Source organism: Streptomyces sp. AC1-42W (assembly GCF_003248355.1).
In the GTDB taxonomy this organism is placed as follows: domain Bacteria; phylum Actinomycetota; class Actinomycetes; order Streptomycetales; family Streptomycetaceae; genus Streptomyces.
In genome coordinates, this window is sequence record NZ_QKWY01000001.1 from 1,235,653 (window position 1) to 1,250,031 (window position 14,379).

At 68.0% G+C, this 14,379-nt stretch carries 12 protein-coding genes and 1 pseudogene; 5 read left to right on the top strand and 8 right to left on the bottom strand.

Going from position 1 to position 14,379, the window contains the following annotated elements:
• The first annotated feature begins 177 nt into the window (after positions 1 to 177).
• Together alaS and DNK56_RS05615 are read left to right on the top strand one after the other, a co-directional pair.
• On the top strand, positions 178 to 1,548 hold the full coding sequence (gene alaS / locus DNK56_RS05610) for an alanine--tRNA ligase (RefSeq protein ID WP_241989772.1): 1,371 nt from the start codon (positions 178 to 180) through the stop codon (positions 1,546 to 1,548).
• Positions 1,549 to 1,729: 181 nt separating this feature from the next.
• Positions 1,730 to 2,308 carry a recombinase family protein gene (locus tag DNK56_RS05615; RefSeq protein WP_111330988.1) on the top strand — a complete coding sequence of 193 codons (579 nt, stop codon included), beginning with the start codon at positions 1,730 to 1,732 and terminating at the stop codon, positions 2,306 to 2,308.
• Between the two features lie 201 nt (positions 2,309 to 2,509).
• On the opposite strand, the gene DNK56_RS05620 is transcribed toward DNK56_RS05615, so the two are convergent.
• Complete coding sequence (locus DNK56_RS05620) at positions 2,510 to 3,871, bottom strand: IS701 family transposase (protein ID WP_111330989.1); 1,362 nt, start codon at positions 3,869 to 3,871, stop codon at positions 2,510 to 2,512.
• Positions 3,872 to 4,230: 359 nt separating this feature from the next.
• Between DNK56_RS05620 and DNK56_RS05625 the strand changes: the two genes are divergently transcribed.
• Positions 4,231 to 4,662: a hypothetical protein gene (locus DNK56_RS05625; protein ID WP_146610525.1), complete on the top strand. Its 432-nt coding sequence runs from the start codon at positions 4,231 to 4,233 to the stop codon at positions 4,660 to 4,662.
• Between the two features lie 32 nt (positions 4,663 to 4,694).
• Positions 4,695 to 5,042 (top strand): hypothetical protein, encoded by a 348-nt coding sequence (locus DNK56_RS05630; RefSeq protein WP_111330991.1) that lies wholly within the window; start codon positions 4,695 to 4,697, stop codon positions 5,040 to 5,042.
• Between the two features lie 305 nt (positions 5,043 to 5,347).
• Here DNK56_RS05630 and DNK56_RS05635 read toward each other — a convergent pair whose 3' ends face one another.
• The 7 genes and pseudogenes from DNK56_RS05635 to DNK56_RS05660 all read right to left on the bottom strand — a co-directional run bounded on the left by DNK56_RS05635 (position 5,348) and on the right by DNK56_RS05660 (position 12,873).
• Positions 5,348 to 6,376 (bottom strand): Tn3 family transposase, encoded by a 1,029-nt coding sequence (locus tag DNK56_RS05635; protein WP_274543584.1) that lies wholly within the window; start codon positions 6,374 to 6,376, stop codon positions 5,348 to 5,350.
• Between the two features lie 17 nt (positions 6,377 to 6,393).
• Positions 6,394 to 7,479, bottom strand: a complete 1,086-nt coding sequence (locus DNK56_RS34615) for a hypothetical protein (RefSeq protein ID WP_146610524.1) — start codon at positions 7,477 to 7,479, stop codon at positions 6,394 to 6,396.
• A gap of 64 nt (positions 7,480 to 7,543) precedes the next feature.
• Positions 7,544 to 9,856: a site-specific integrase gene (locus DNK56_RS05640; RefSeq protein WP_111330992.1), complete on the bottom strand. Its 2,313-nt coding sequence runs from the start codon at positions 9,854 to 9,856 to the stop codon at positions 7,544 to 7,546.
• Positions 9,857 to 9,860: 4 nt separating this feature from the next.
• Positions 9,861 to 10,208 (bottom strand): helix-turn-helix domain-containing protein, encoded by a 348-nt coding sequence (locus DNK56_RS05645; RefSeq protein ID WP_111330993.1) that lies wholly within the window; start codon positions 10,206 to 10,208, stop codon positions 9,861 to 9,863.
• Positions 10,205 to 11,377 carry a tyrosine-type recombinase/integrase gene (locus DNK56_RS05650; protein WP_111335499.1) on the bottom strand — a complete coding sequence of 391 codons (1,173 nt, stop codon included), beginning with the start codon at positions 11,375 to 11,377 and terminating at the stop codon, positions 10,205 to 10,207. The genes DNK56_RS05645 and DNK56_RS05650 overlap by 4 nt, the downstream gene beginning before the upstream one ends.
• Positions 11,378 to 11,552: 175 nt before the next feature.
• Positions 11,553 to 11,831 (bottom strand): annotated as a pseudogene (locus DNK56_RS05655) (Tn3 family transposase); the annotation flags it as partial.
• A gap of 1 nt (position 11,832) precedes the next feature.
• Positions 11,833 to 12,873: a DUF4158 domain-containing protein gene (locus DNK56_RS05660; RefSeq protein ID WP_158558544.1), complete on the bottom strand. Its 1,041-nt coding sequence runs from the start codon at positions 12,871 to 12,873 to the stop codon at positions 11,833 to 11,835.
• A gap of 156 nt (positions 12,874 to 13,029) precedes the next feature.
• Between DNK56_RS05660 and DNK56_RS05665 the strand changes: the two genes are divergently transcribed.
• On the top strand, positions 13,030 to 14,352 hold the full coding sequence (locus tag DNK56_RS05665; RefSeq protein WP_111331000.1) for an alanine--tRNA ligase-related protein: 1,323 nt from the start codon (positions 13,030 to 13,032) through the stop codon (positions 14,350 to 14,352).
• Positions 14,353 to 14,379: the final 27 nt, after the last annotated feature.

Below are 14,379 nucleotides of genomic sequence, written 5' to 3' on the forward strand. Positions count from 1 at the left end.
GTCTGCTGCACCACCGATGTGATCAACGGATCTGGAGACAAGGTGCGACCCATGGGGGCGCGAGCTATCTGCGTCGAGCTGGAGAACTGAGAACCCTCTCAGTCCCTGTTCTCGGCCCGGCTCGGCGTGTGATCTCCCCTCCCACCTTCCGTGACTCTTCCGTGAGGCCATCCAGCCATGCGCTCGACGCAGATCCGTCAGACCTTCACCGACTTCTTCACCTCCCGCGGCCACCAACTGGTCCCCTCCAGCCCGCTGATCCCGGACGACCCGACCCTGCTGCTGGTCAACGCCGGGATGAACCAGTTCAAGCCCTACTTCCTGGGTGAGACGACCCCGCCGTTCCCCCGCGCGACCAGCATCCAGAAGTGCGCCCGCACCTCCGACATCGAAAACGTCGGCCGTACCAACCGCCACGCGACGTTCTTCGAGATGATGGGCAGCTTTTCCTTCGGCGACTACTCCAAGGAAGACGCCTGCGCCTTCGCCTGGGAACTCCTCACCGAGGGCTACAACCTGGAGAAGGACAAGCTCTGGATCACCGTCTTCGAGGACGACGACGAGGCCGAGCACATCTGGCGCCGTATCGGCGTCCCCGCCTCCCGCATCCAGCGCCTGGGCATGGAGGACAACTACTGGTCCATGGGCGTCCCCGGCCCCTGCGGCCCCTGCTCGGAAGTCAACTACGACCGCGGCCCCGCCTTCGGCAAGGAGGGCGGCCCCGCCATCGACGGCGAACGCTACGTGGAGATCTGGAACCTGGTCTTCATGCAGTTCCAGCGCGGCGAGGGCGACAAGAAGGACAACTTCCCCATCCTTGGCGAGCTCACCCGCAAGGGCGTCGACACCGGCCTCGGCCTGGACCGGCTCGCCGCGATCCTCCAGGACGCCCAGAACGTCTGCACCACCGACCTGCTTCTGCCCACCTTCCACACCGTCCAGGACCTCGCGGGCCGCAAGGCTCCCGCCGAGGGCGAGGAGAAGGTGTCCTTCCAGGTCATCACCGAGCACGCCCGCTCCATCGCCTTCCTCATCGCCGACGGCGTCCTGCCCGCCAAGGACGGCCGCGGCTATGTCCTGCGGCGCCTGATGCGCCGCGCGATCCGCCACGCCCGTCTGCTCGGCATCGACGGCCCAGTCCTGCCCGCTGCCACCGCCTCGGTGATCGGCAACCTCGGCAGTGTCTGGCCCGAGCTGACCGGCCAGGCCGCGCTGATCGAGCTGGTCGTCACTGCCGAGGAAGAGTCCTTCACCCGCGCCCTCGCCCAGGGCACGAGGCTGCTGGACGCCGCGATCAGCCGCACCCAGCACAGCGGCTCGGCCGCCCTGCCCGGCGAGACCGCGTTTGAGCTCGCCGACACCTACGGTTTCCCCCTTGAGCTGACCGTCGAGGCCGCCGGCGACGCCGGACTGACCGTCGACGAGGACCGCTTCGCCGCACTCCTGGACGAGCAGAAGAAGCGGGCGAAGGCCGGAGGCAAGGCCAAGACCGCCGAAGCGGCCCAGTTCTCGTATAGCTACGGCTGCCCGTCAAGTAACGCTGAGTAGCTCCCCCGATTCTGTCCGCGCGCGGGGCTCCCGCCTCTGGAAGGGTTGTTCGTAAGGGGATCCTCCAGCGAACAAGCGTGATCTTGAACGGCAGAAAATGCCGACCTGCACGATCACCGTCTCATTTAGGGTGCCCGGTGATCTGTGCGGTGAGCGGGGGCCATCCGTACTCTCGGGGAGCATGACGGGACTCATGACGGGCTACGCCCGATGCTCAACCGACATGCAGGACCTCACCGCACAGAAGGACACGCTCCTGGACCTCGGAGTGCCGGAAGGCCGGATCTATCTCGACAAGGGGCCGACCGGAACCAAACGCGAGCGCCCCGGGCTGGACCAGGCGCTGGCCTCGGTGCGCTCCGGCGACACCCTAGTGGTGCCCAAACTCGACCGCCTCGCCCGCTCGGTGCCCGACGCACGCGACATCGGCGACTCCCTCGTGAGCCGCGGGGTGGTCCTCTCGCTGGGCGGCAGGATCTACGACCCGGCCGACCCGATGGGCAAGATGTTCTTCAACATCTTGGCCACCTTCGCCGAGTTCGAGGTGGACCTCCTGCAGATGCGCACCCGCGAGGGCATGGCGGTGGCCCGCGCCAAGGGCAAGCAGCCCAAGCTGACGCCCCGGCAGCAAGCCCGCCTCGTCAAGGAGCGCCGCAGCGGCGAGCACACCATCGCCGACCTCGCCGAGCTGTTCTCCGTCAGCCGGGCCACGGTGTACCGGGTCCTGGAACGCTCCGCACAATCGGCCCCTGCGGGCTGAGCGATCAGTCGCTATCGACCATGTAGCAGAGCGTCACTCGCGGCTACTCACGGGATGTCGCACAACCGCTGGCGACGCCACCGCCAAACATAAGCTTGCATGAGCTGATATGTCCCGTCATCGAGCCCACTCACCGTGCCAATACCGGCTGCAGTACCGGTGTCTGATACGGCAGCTGTAGATAGCCGCTGAGCCTTCTGATCATGGTGCGGTGTCGGCGTACGCGTGCCAGCGGCGGTGGCAGAGGCGGGCGCGGTGTTGGTGGCGGCGGCGCCAGGTGGACCACCACAGCAGGTGGTTGGGGTCCCGCTGGGGCGGCGGAAGGGTCAAGGCCCGTAACAGGCGGTGGAGTTCGTGGCTGCTGAGGGGGACGAGGTCGGCCTCGCCGGGTTCGTCGCGGTCGGCCTGTGCGGTGCGCTCCAGGGCGGCCGCGGTGGCCAGGAAGGCGTAGGCGACCAGGGCGATCACGCTCCAGCGGTGCCAGGAGTTCCAGCAGGTGACCTGGCCTTTGTCGAGGTGGCAGATCTCCTTCGCGTCCTGGAAGTCGTCCTCCACCCGCCACCTGAGACACACCAGTGACACCAGTCGCGCCAGTGTCACCGGCCCGGGGGCGTAGCAGCGGTAGTAGGACACGGTGCGGGTGTAGCGGTGCCGGCGGACCAGCAGCACCGAGGTCCCCGCCTTGTCGTCGTGCCCGTCGGGGGTGTCGTCGGCGGTGACTTCGATCATCGCCCAGTCGTAGTCGCGGATGCCTTTCTGTCCCGCCCCGGTTCGCATGCGCTGCCAGGCCCGTGTCGGCAGCCGGGCGGCGGCCTTGGCCACGCTCAGCTTCGCGGCTGGGGTGGTGACGTGGTGGTTGGAGCGCACTCCCACGACGTAGCCCAGGTGAAGCTCGCGGCAGGCGGTACGCAGCTCCTGCCCGCCGTAGACCTCGTCGCCCAGGAAGAAAGAGGCGGATATGCCCTGCTGGGCGGCGGTGCGGAGCATGTCCGCCGCGAGTTGCGACTTGGTGGCGAAGCACAGCTCGTCGGGGACGCCGGCCAGTTCACGGCGTTCCTCGTCACCGGCCCACTCCTGGGTGAAGTACAGGCGCCGGTTGATCAGGCAGTGCCCGGCGGTCGTGGCGAAGGTGAGGTGCACGGCGACCTGGCACAGGCCCACGCCGCCGACCGAGCCGGAGTACTGGCGGGCCGCGCCGACCGCGTCGGTGGAGGACTTCGCATCGCCCGTCTCGTCCGCGATCAGGATCCCGTCGCCGTCGTCGAGCAGGCCCACGGCCCAGGCCGCCGTCCTCGTCAGCACCGTTTCTTCGTCCCACACCGCGCGGGACAACAGATGATGCAGGCGGTGCGGGCCCCGCTCACCGATCGCTTCGGACAAGCTCCAGCAATTAACGTCCTCAAGCTCCATCAGCATGCCCCGGGTCATCCGCGCGAACGTCTCCCGGGTCTCACAGCGGGCGAAGCAGTCGGCCACCGAGGCCAACAGGCCCCTGAACGCGCTGTCGTGGCCTTCGTGGTCTACCGTGGCCGAAGCGGCCGTCTCGCTCTGATGTTGCGTCACACCACGTCATGATCAAGGCGGCCGTCCTCATGCCCTCACCCGCCCCCTCAAGCCGCTGAACAGCAGCAACGAGCACCGACAGACCTATCTACAGCTGCCGTATCTGACGGAGCGAAAGTTGTGCGGGCCGAAAGTGCTGGATAGCCTGCGGATGATCTTTCAGCTTTCATGAATCAGGGCGAATCTGGATGCGAATATCCATGGGGCGTACGTCGGTTGTCGGTGCTGTGGGCACGGTGCTCCTGGCCGGAGGACTGATCGCGGCTCCCGCGGCATCCGCCGACGCGTAGGCGCCTGTGACGCAGCCTGCGGCTCCGGTAGCGCCGTACGAGGGGGAGGCCCCCACGGGGGATCCCAGCGTGACTGTGCTGGAGTTCGAGGAGGAGGTGCCGGATGCCCCGGAGGTCGCCAAGGCTCCGACGACGTCGATCAAGACGGCCTGGTGCAAGGTGACTGCGGACACGCCGCACTGGTCGAAGGGTGCGAAGAGCGTCATCTACAAGACCCGGGTGCAGTGCTACGGGAACATTCCGACGGTGCAGGTAAAAGTAAACGGCTCGCTGGTGCACGCCAGCGGTGGCGGCCCGAACGTCGCCGCGTCGTCATCCGAGACGAAGACCATCAAGACGGGCGGCGGCAAGGCCACGTTCTACACGCCCAAGACATCCGGGAGGAAGGTCCAGTACTCCGGGAAGTTCCAGGGCAGTTCCACGGGCAAGATCGTGGCGCCGAGGAGTGGTGCCAGTGTTGCCAGCGCGGCCAGCAAGGTGGTCACGGTCAAGAAGCCCTGAGCAACAGGAAATTCTGAGGACGAGGAGCAGTGGTGAGCAACTGGGAAATCCACGTGCAGCTTCTGCTTGCCAAGGGCGAGGCACGCGATGCCGATACGCTCTGCACGGCGCTCGTCGATGTCTACACCCGCAGCGGTGACCAGGGCGGGGACACCGACCCGGAGTTCGTTGCGGAGGCGCACCTCTCGGGCGGACCCGACACCACGGCAGCCGCGTCGATCGGAGGTACTCTGCAGATCAGGGCCACCACACCGGGCCACGCCGTCGACCAGGCCATGACCCTCCTGCGCGGCTACCTCCGTACGGCCCGGATCACCGACCGGGGAGTATCCGAAATCAGTATTTCCCCCGGGGGAATCGACCCGCGCACCCTGCCCTGACCCGAATCCCTCTGGGCTTACGGGAATTGGAACACGGGTCGGGTCGATCACGCCATGGCTGGGCAGCCCGACGACCGTCGTCGGGCTGCCCAGCCATGGGCGTCGCGTACCCGACATTCTTTGGTTCGGGTCTGTTCTGGCTGCTGCGGGCCGAGTTCAGTGAGGGGCCCTGCGATTCCGGACGGCCTTCCCTCTAGCCAACTGTGCCTTCACTATCATCAGCGACACCACGGACACTATTGGGCCCTCCCGCGCACGTGGACACCGGCGGGGGCGGGCCGAGATCGAACGTGTCCCGCCTCTTTTCAAGCCGTGCCCGAGGCGGCCTCACTCCTCGGGCTGCGTGGTCCGGACACTGTGGCGGCGAGGTCCAGGTCGAGACGGCTGCTCATATCAAGTTCGAATCTTCCGTACGGATTCACATGGGTCCAGAACAGCGGGGACAGCGCCCGCCGGTCCGCTTCCGTGAGCTTGTCCACCCACTTCGGGTCGGCCAATACCTGCTGTACCAGCAAGGTATTCACATGAACGAGACTTGACTGGAGGAGGTGAAGGGCGAGCATCGAGACCTCCTGGCTCTCCTTGTCCGCCCCCGTCAGATCGCCGTCCTTGCCGTAGAACAGATCCTGGTTCGCGGAGTTCCAGTTCTCCACCACCTGCAGACCTTCACCGATCTCCTTGCGCATGTCCGCGTCCGAGAGGTAGTCGCAGATGAACGCCGTACGCACCGCGCGCCCCAGCTCCTCGATCGCCAGGTAGGTCGGGTGCTTGGGGCCTCCCTTGGTGAAGCGGCGCAGGACCTGCTCGGCCTCGGCGGTACCCAGGCGGAGCGCCGTGGTGTACTTCACGATCTGGTCGTACTGCTGGGCGATCAGATCCCAGTCGATCGTCCTGGTGGAGAGCACCGGGGCCAGGTGGGGCCAGTTCTTGTCCTCACCCGCGGCCGGCCGGTACAGCCGTGCCCGCCCTATGTTCTTCAGCCTGGGCATCAGCTTGAAGTCCAGCATGTGCGCGAAGGCGAACCCGACGATGGAGGCACCATGCGTGTCGGTGTACTGCCGGTCGACCTCCATGTCGGTGCAGTGCCGCAGCACGCCCTCGATCATCGCGGCGACCTCGGACGCCGAACAGGACCTCAACTGGCTGTAAATGCACACCGATTTGCGTTCCACATGCCAATAAATCATGACCCCAGGGCCCGAAGCGCGCGGGTTCGCGGATTCTGCGAGCGGATCAGAGGTGAACCCACCTCGCTCTTCACCATCATGGCAGAACTGACAGGTGGGTTCGGTTCGGGTCGTGGTCTTGAGCTGAGCCGTCCGGCCGCGTCGCAGGTCGAGGACCGGGCTGCTTACGACGCAGGCAGGGCGGTCAGGTAGACGGTGAGATCTGTGAGCTTCGAGAAGACGGTTGTGCCGAGGCGTCGGTCCAGACGTGTGCGGTCCCGCAGCAAGTTGGCATAGTGCTTGTCGGCCAGTACCACGTCCGCGTAGGGCACGGCGACTGCCAGTGTGTTGATGTCGAAAATGTCGTTCGACTTCCAGGGTCGCTTCATCCGGTGGTTGAGCACCTTGAGGTCGACTGTCACGTTCATGCTGGGCATGGAGCGGATCACCTGTAGGCATGCGACCGGATCATTGGCGAGCGCGTCGATGTCCATCCCTCGGTCGCGCAACTGTTCATCGAAGAAGGTCATGCCGTGGATGAATTCGCGGAGCGGGACCAGGGTCTCAAGCTGGCGCCGCAGGGACTGCGAGAGATCGAGCGAGTCCATGAGATCGCGCTCGCTCTGGGCTTGCTCCTCTGCGATCTTCTCCGTGAGTTTCCGGTCCCATCCCTTCGCCTCCAGGCTTGCTGATAGCTCAGGTGTGAGGCCCTGCAACGCGAGCCGCTCGAACAACACCCGCGCGCCGTCCAGCAGGGCGTCGAACTTCTCTTCATTCTCATGGCCGATCCACTGAAGCAGTTCTTCGCGGTTCGGACCATCAGGGCCGAAGGGAGTGAGCTCGATGCGCTGACCGATGGCCCAGCCGACTCCCGGGCCGACCAAGTCGACCGTTGGTAACGGGCGCGCAGGCGGTCCATAGAGGCTGGTCACCGCGGCGTCGAACTCCAGTTTCAGGATGGTGAACCGCGATGGCAAGGTGGCGAACCCGGTGAGCTCTTCCATGACAGCCGCAACATCAGCCCGCTTTGCGTGGGTGTCCTTCTTCTGGAGTTCGAACCGATTGGAGTCGGTGAGAACGAAGGTGGCCGTGCCGAGTTGTCGGGCGTCACGGCACGCCTTCAGCGCGGCTTGATGCCCCGCGCCATTCTCATGTCCGGTGTGGGCCTGTGCCAGCGCAATCCAGTGGTTCAGGTCAAGGAAGACGATCTTTGCCGTGGTCTGCGGCCGCTGCAACGTCTCCGGCCAGATCGGCGCATCGTGATCACCCATAGTCGGATTGTAGTGATCGGGTGGATGGGACGTCGGTGGTTGCCGCCGTCCTCGGCTTCGGTGGCTATCGCCAGAGGGCGGGCCGGTGCTCGGGGTGGGCTGCGTAGATGTACTTCATCGCGGTCTCGGCGGCGATGCCGAAGACGCGCATGAGGTGGACGGGGTCGGCGGTCTGGCGGGCCTCGTCGAGGATGCGGTCCTGGCGGAGCTTGGACAGAGTCAGGCCGAGCGGCCGGAAGATGTCGTTCATGACCATGGTGGAGACGGGCGGGAGCCTGTCGTCGGCCGCGGTCTGCTGGCTGACCAGCAGGTAGGGGTTGGCCGTCAGGGGCCACCGCTGGTGGCGGTCGCGGAGCCAGTCGCTCGCGAGGATGTGGGTGAGTTCGTCGAGGTAGACGGTGTGCCGTAGATCCCGCCGGACCGTCAGACGGCCGCGGGCGATGTCGAGATCGGCCAGGAGGAGGCAGCGGGTCTCACGTCGGCCGAGCCCGTGGATGGCGACGAGCGCGACGACGAGCTTGGCCATCGGTGTGCCGGCTCGGTCGATCAGGCCGTGGAGCCGGTCGGTGGGGATGGGGACGGGCAGGCGTTCGGAGGTGGACAGCGAGGTCCCGCGGGTGGGGTCGCGGAAGATCAGCCGTTCCTGCTTGAGGGCCTGGAAGAGGCTGCGCAGTGCGCTGAGGAGATCCCGGCCCGTCGGGCCGGGCCGCTGGGTGAGGGCGTCCCGGATGTCGTCCTTGGTGACCTCGCGCAGGCTGGTGACGCGGTCAGCCCAAGCGGTCAGGACCGGGTGGAGGTAGCCGAGGTACTTGCGGATCGTCTCGAACGGCATCGCGGGGTGTTCGCGGCGGCCTTCGCCGCGCAGGACAAGGACCCAGCTGCGGAGTTCGTCCGCGATGTCCTCGGGGAAGGTCTGGATGCGCTGTTCGATGGCCCGCTGGTGGATGTCGACCTGGCGGGCGGGGTCGGGGACGACCAGGCCGCGGCGGGTGAGGAACTGCAGGATTCGTCGTGCGCTGGTGCCGGGCCGGTCGGCGGGCAGCGACCGGTTGTCGGCCTCGTGGATGGGGGCGTCGGCGCCGAGGCGGGCCAGCAGGATGCGCAGGCTGCGGGCTGCGAGACGCCGCACCTGTTCGTCCCAGCCCTGCTGCTTCGCGTGGTGCCGGAAGTCGTCGAGCAGAGCCTCGGCGGCGGGGGTGAGGGAAGGCAGGCGGTCCAGCTCGCCGACGGTGATGCAGGTCCAGTCGCGTCGGGCGTCGAACAGCGTGGTCTGGGCCGGGTTCACCAGGTGCGGCGATGTCGGTGGTGCGGGCGGGCGCGCGGCGGCGGCTCGTTGCCGGGCCTTGTGGTGCGGTGCGTCGTAGCCGAGGGCCCCGGGGCGGATCGCGAGCCTGGGTGCGAGGTCGCCGCCGAACCACAGTTGGGTCCATGTCTCTTTTCGTGCGTCGGGGCCGTGCTGGTCGATGTGGAGGCAGCAGGCCCGGCAGATGCCGTTCCGTAGCGGGACGCTTCGGCGTCCGCAGCGACCGCAGTCGCCGACCGGGTGCCTGCCTGGCCACGTGCTCCAGTTGCTGCAGCCCGAGCAGACGGAGCGGAAGCCCCAGCAGTCGCAGTGTCGGCAGCTGCGGTGCGGCTTGGGCGGGATGGCGGGCCGACGGCGAAGGCGGGGGCGGAGAAGACCGGCCTCGCGCAGGATGTCGGCGACCGCGTTCTGACTGCGGGGCAGATCGTCGAGGACTTCCTCGGCGACCAGGTCCTCGCCGTCGGCGTCCCGGACGGCCAGCGCCAGCCGGATCATCCAGCAGGCCGCCCGCCACCACATCTTGCTGAAGCTCTGCTCGGTGGCCTGGGCGATGGCGATGGCCTGGAGGCGGTCGTAGCCGGCGAGGTCCCGGTCGCGGATGCGCCGGACGTGCTCCTGGGCGAGCTGTCGGCGCGGGCGGAACAGGAGGAGCTGGCCGCGTACGGCCGGTGGACACACGCGCGGGTCGTCGCTCGGCTCGGCCGACGCGATCCGCTGACGGTCCAGCCAGGACCGCGGCCGGCTCGCGTCGCGCGGCCGCCCCTTCAGCGGGCGGTCGATCGGCTGCGACCTCGGCAGACGGACGCCGGGCAGGATCAGCGCGAGCTGGCACGGCCGCCCGACGACAGGGTCGGCGATCCATCCGGCGTCGAAAGTCCGGATGGCCTGCAGACACAGACGGCACAGCCCGTCGGTGTTGAGGTGGCCGGTGTGCCCGCAGCGGCGACAGGGTGCCTGCTCGGGATGCAGATGCCGCCAGGACGAGCAGGCGACGCAGTCGGCGTACTGCGGTTTCTCGCCCCAGCCCAGGCAGACCCGGCACTGCCCGACGGGCCATGTCTTCCGTCGCGCCACGGCGTCAGTTCGGCGGCAGCGACCGGCGTGAGCGGCCCTGGCCCTTGCGTGGGACCGGTCGGACCGGCCGGTCCGCTCCGTCCTCGGCCCCCACCGCCCGCTTGCCGGCCTCCCGCCCTCCTCCGTCGGCGGCGGCCAGCGGCTCGGCCTCCAGCAGATCGGCGACCGTACAGTTCAGCGCGGCGCACATCTTGTCCAGGTCGTCCAGCCTCACCGAGATCGGCTTGCCGCCCCACAGAGCGGCGACCTTGCTCAACGACGGGTTGAAGCCGACCTGCTGGAACGCGGCCAGCAGATTGCTCGGCCGCCAGATGTCACGCTTGGCCGCTGCCCAGCGCAGATTCCACTTCACCGCAGATTCCCCTTGTCCATCACCAGTCGCTGCACGGCCCGCCCGGAAGCGGCCAGGCTCGCCACCTCAGGATCCGCATGGGCGGTCGCGAGGTACGAAACCGTGGTCGTGGGCCGGTCGTGACCGAGCATTTTCTGCACCTCCCACAGCGACATCCCGCGCTCATAGTTGTGGGTCGCGCAAGCGTGTCTTAGCAGGTGGGGATGCAGATGAGTGACCGGGCCGGTGAGGAATCGCTGCCCGGCCGTCTTCAGCGCCTTCCGGAAGGTCGACGGCGTCACCGCGATCCCCGGCGTCGGCACGTTCAGCGCCGCGACCGCCGGCGGCAGGCGCTCGGAAGGGAACAACGGCGCCCTCGGGTCCTCCGGGTCGTCGCTGAACTCGCCCTGGACCTCCTCGATCCACCGCCACAGCAGGTCCCGGCCCTCCTGGAACAGGTAAGCCTCCCGCTGCCGGGGGCCTGAACCGTGGGCGCCCTTGCCGTTGACCAGGAAGCGGCCCCACTGCCCGGACTCCCAGTGCACGTCTCCGATGCACACGCCGCACAGCTCGGCGGCCCGCACGCCGGAGATGTAGGTGAGCTTGCCCATCACGTAGTCGCGGCGGGCGATGACGGGCTTGCGCGCGTCCTCCAACGAGTCGCGCCAACTGGCGAAGAACTCCCGGGTGGCCCGCTGCGACGGCGGCACCCGCAGCCCGAAGTCCCCGCGGTGCTTCGGCCGGTTGAACGGGTCGATGGGCGACTCGACAGCGGCCCCGAACCGACGGGCGATCTCTCCGGCATAGCGCTGTTCGAGGAACGCGAAGTAGTGGTCGATCTGGTTCATCTTCTGCCGGACCGTGGAGCGGCCGCGCTTGCCCGGCCCGGCGAAATACCGGTCGACCTGCCGCGGGTTGAGCTGCCACGGCACTAGCCCGTAGTGCTGGCAGATCTCGATGACCGGCTTGACTAGCCGGTCCAGCGTCGTCACCGCCAGCCCGGCCGCGTCCCGGGCCCACTGGTACTCAGCGACGGTGTCCAGGAAGAAGGACTCCTCATCCCCGTCAGTGAGCGCGGCCGACTGACGCCGCTGCAGCGTGACGACGTCCGCCAGGCCCGGCTCCAGCACCGGCACCTCGGCGGGGACTTCACCGTCGCCGGCCGGGGCGGGGCGTACGACGGACAGCAGGCGTGTCCTGGAATCCACCACAGCATGGCAGATTACACGAATCTCTCCAGGGATCTTGTAGGCACTCGCAGAATCCTGCACAGCTCGGGATGCGGGGCCAGGCGTCCGCTGAGCTGCTGAGATGCGGCTACGCGGCGAGGGAGAACTCCGGGGAACCCGCTCCTACTCCAGTTCGGTATCGCTGGTGCCACTCCGTCATGAAGTTGGACGACCATGCGCCGAACTTGCGGCTGTCGGAGGCGCAGGCGGTCCCGGTGCCCCACCACATTTCGTCGCGGGCCGCGAAGGTGGCGTTGACCAGCTTGACCAGTGCGGCGCGCATGTTGGCCCGGTTCACGAACAGGTGCCGCACCCGGCGAAGCGTCGCCTCGGACTCGCCGTGCTTGCCCGTCACCGCGACACGCTTGATGCCCATATTGGTGCCCAGCCCGAAGAGGACCAAAAGCAGCCTTCTGCTAGATCACCTTGCGGACCGTGCCCGAGGGCTCGGACAAAGCAGCCTCGGCGACCCGCAGCATCATCGCCTCCTTGCCCCGCACCTTCTTCAGCTCGCCCGTCAGCTCCTTGTCGACCTTCTTCTCCGCCCTGGTGTTGATCTTCAGCACCAGCTGGATGAACAGCTCCACCAGCGAGTCGGTGATCTCCGTGTGCCGCACGTGGCACAGCGCGGCCAGCAGCGTCAGGCGCATCGGCGGCTTCATCCGCTCCAGGTTCGCCGGGTACTCCTTCGATGTCCGCGCCCGCCAGGCGTCCACCTGCTTCTCCGACACGTCCACGAACAGGTCCGTCGGCAACTCCAGTCTCCGTACCCGCTGGAGCTTGTCCACCTCCTCGAACAAGCTCTCCAGCCCTGGCGCCCCCGGGTCCGCCTTGAGCTCGGTGAAGAACGAGCGCCCGCCACCTGTTGTTGCCTGGTCCCCGGCCGGTTCCGCGCCCTCCTCGCCGCCCGCGACCAGATCCTCCAGCCGCGAACGCGTCGCGTGGGACAACCGGTCCACGGTGTTGCGGCAGAACTGCGCGTCGAAGTCCTTAACCGCCTTGCCCACCAGACGGCCGACCTGACCCGGCGCCGGCGGCTCGATGTGGTCATTGCGGCAGCGGGCTACGACCGCCTCCGCCAGCCGCTCGCGGGACATTTCCACCCCGCACAGCTCCGCCGTCAGCCACTCGGCCAGCTTCTCCTGGTCCTCCTCCGTGTTCGCCCGGAAGCCGAAGGCGTCACGGATCTCCGTTCGGTGACGGGTGGCCGCCCGGCCCCGCCAGTCGTATCCCGCCCACTCCTGCGCCGGCACCTTCACCTGCTGGGCCACGTACCCCACCGCAGCGGCCGGGACTTCCCCGTCGGTCTCCGGGAAGCGGGCCTCAACCTCGAAGAACTTCAGCAGCATCGCGAAGCCCAGTCTGTTCGCCCCGGACTTGTTCCGCAGCCGCTTCATGTCGTCTTCGAGCAGTGTCCAGACCTCAATGAGCTCTCCCGGTTCCCAGTCCTGACGCACCCTTTGCCCCTTCGCCCAGCCAGTTGGATCACCGCATCGTGGCGACCCGTCAGTAGAAGCGGAATGAGCGAATCCAAACAGACGCCGGATGGTTACTCAGCATTACCTGTCGGGTGGCCGTAGCTATACGAGAACTGGGCCGAAGCCCTGCGCAAGATGGACGCCTACCGCGAGCTGGCCTCCCGCCTGCCCCGCACCGAGTTCCTCGGCTACGAGCACTTGGACGCCGAGGCCACCGTCACCGGCCTCATCTCCGGCGGCACTGTCGTCACCACCGCCGGGCAGGGAACCGAGGTCGAGCTCGTACTGGACCGTTCGCCGTTCTACGCCGAGGCCGGCGGCCAGATCGGCGACACCGGCACCCTGACCATGGGCGACGGCACCCGCCTGCAGATCACCGACACCCGCTACGGCCTGGAAGGCTTCCGCGTTCACACCGCCAGCGTGCTTGCAGGCGAACTCCGCACCGGCGCCGTCGGCGAAGCCGCCGTGGACGCCGAACGCCGGGCCGGCCTGATGCGGTCGCACTCGGCCACCCACATCCTGCACGCCGTCGTCAGGGCCACCCTCGGCGAGCACGCCCGCCAGCAGGGCTCCCTCGTCGAGCCCGACCGGCTCCGCTTCGACTTCGCCCACTTCACCGCCCTCACCCCCGACCAGCTCCACCAGATTGAGCAGGCCGTCAACGGCCACGTCCTCGACGACCCGAACGCGCGGGCCTGGTACGCCGACCGTGCCGAAGCCGAGGCCGCCGGCGCCATTGCCCTGTTCGGAGAGAAGTACGGCGACACCGTCCGCATCGTCGACATCGGCGACTTCTCCCGCGAGCTCTGCGGCGGCACCCACGTCGCCCACGGCTCGCAGGTCGGCGCCTTCCGCCTCCTGTCCGAATCCTCGATCGGCTCCAGCCTCCGCCGCGTCGAAGCCCTCACCGGCCACGGCACCCTGTGCCACCAGGACACCGAACGCCGCCTGCTGAACGAACTCGCCGGCCTCCTCGGTACCCGCCCCGCCGACGCCCCCAGGGCCTTGAACAAGCGGCTGGAAGCTCTCGCCGCTGCCCAGGCCGAGCTGGGACAACTTCGGGTCGCCGAACTGCGTTCCCAGGCCGTACGGCTCGCCGGCACAGCGCTTCCGGCCGGCGGCGGGCAACTCGTCGCCCAGGGGGTCACCGGCGTCACGCCGGGCGAGCTGCGGCAGCTGGTCTCCGAAACCCTGGCCCAGCTGCCCTTCGGGCCCGCAGTCGTAGTCCTGGCCCTGGAGCACTCCGGCAAGGCCCTGCTCGTCGCTGCCATCACACCTCACCTGCTCGGCCGCGGTATCCAGGCCGCCCAGGTCATCGCCCGCGCCGCGAAGGCGGTCGGCGGCGGAGGCGGCGGCACCGGAGCCCTCGCCAGCGCGGGCGGTCGCTGTCCCGAACACCTCGATCAGGCCCTTACCACCGCAAGCGAGGACGCCACCGCTCTCCTGCTAGGGTGACGGACGCCCTGGTCTGTCGCGTGTACC